This window comes from Emticicia sp. W12TSBA100-4 (assembly GCF_040253585.1).
In the GTDB taxonomy this organism is placed as follows: Bacteria; Bacteroidota; Bacteroidia; order Cytophagales; family Spirosomataceae; genus Emticicia.
Genome location: NZ_JBELAU010000080.1, coordinates 1 through 448 on the forward strand (window position 1 = coordinate 1; position 448 = coordinate 448).

At 46.0% G+C, this 448-nt stretch carries 1 pseudogene; it reads left to right on the plus strand.

The annotated features are described in order from the left end of the window. A pseudogene (locus tag ABR854_RS25835) lies at nucleotides 1–448 on the plus strand (hypothetical protein); the annotation flags it as partial.

Below are 448 nucleotides of genomic sequence, written 5' to 3' on the forward strand. Positions count from 1 at the left end.
CGTACCAAATGCAGGTATCACAGGGACAACGAATCTAAGTTGTACAACGACCTCGGTCAGCCGAACAGCCACGGGCGGTGGAAGTTATTCATGGTCAAATGGACTTGGAACAAATGCGAGTGTAAGTATCACAAGTTCAGGCATTTACACCGTAACGGTAACAAATAGCAATGGCTGTACTGCAACAGCCACGACCAATGTCAACCTTGATAACAGCGTACCAAATGCAGGTATCACAGGGACAACGAATTTAACTTGTACAACGACATCAGTTAGCCGAACAGCCACGGGCGGTGGAAGTTATTCATGGTCAAATGGTTTGGGAACAAGTGCTACGGTAAATATCACAAGTTCAGGCGTTTACACCGTAACAGTAACGAATAGCAATGGTTGTAGTACCACAGCGACAACGAGTGTTACGATTGATAGTAGTGTACCAAGTGCAGGC